Annotated in this window: 1 protein-coding gene and 1 pseudogene; both read left to right on the forward strand. The window is 61.5% G+C overall.

The features are described from left to right. Nucleotides 1–81 (forward strand): hypothetical protein (locus tag FMN52_RS20030; RefSeq protein ID WP_240339539.1); only part of this gene is annotated, 81 nt, incomplete at its 5' end. A gap of 109 nt (nucleotides 82–190) precedes the next feature. Continuing rightward, nucleotides 191–473: pseudogene (locus FMN52_RS18495) on the forward strand (ribonucleoside-diphosphate reductase, adenosylcobalamin-dependent); the annotation flags it as partial.

Below are 473 nucleotides of genomic sequence, written 5' to 3' on the forward strand. Positions count from 1 at the left end.
GTGAGCGTGGACGCCAACGGCTATGAGAATCTTCTGAACAACCTGGCAGGCGAATTTGCCGGCTGTCTGGAAAAGCTCTGAAAACCCGTGACCGATGGCCGCGCCCTCTTGCGCGCGGCGTCCCGATGACTAAGGTTGTCTGTTGCTGCCTGACACAAGATATTGATTCCCGTCAGGTACGGATAACTAGATGTTGCGTACGGTGGCCGGCTTCGGACGCCCCAACAACCATCGGGAGGTTAATCAGCGGATGGCCAAGACAGACGCACGCAGTCCCCGCACCGAACGCGGGACCATCGCCCTGCAGGACGCGTCGCAGGATATCTGGGACAAGAAGTACCGGCTCAAGAGCAAGGACGGTACGCCGGTGGATGCCAGCGTCGACGGTACCTGGCAACGCGTCGCCCGCGCCCTTGCCGATGTCGAGGAAAAGGCCTCCCGCGAACACTGGTACGGGCGCTTCCTCTGGGCCC

Origin of the sequence: Marinobacter sp. BW6 (assembly GCF_008107725.1) — a bacterium.
In the GTDB taxonomy this organism is placed as follows: domain Bacteria; phylum Pseudomonadota; class Gammaproteobacteria; order Pseudomonadales; family Oleiphilaceae; genus Marinobacter.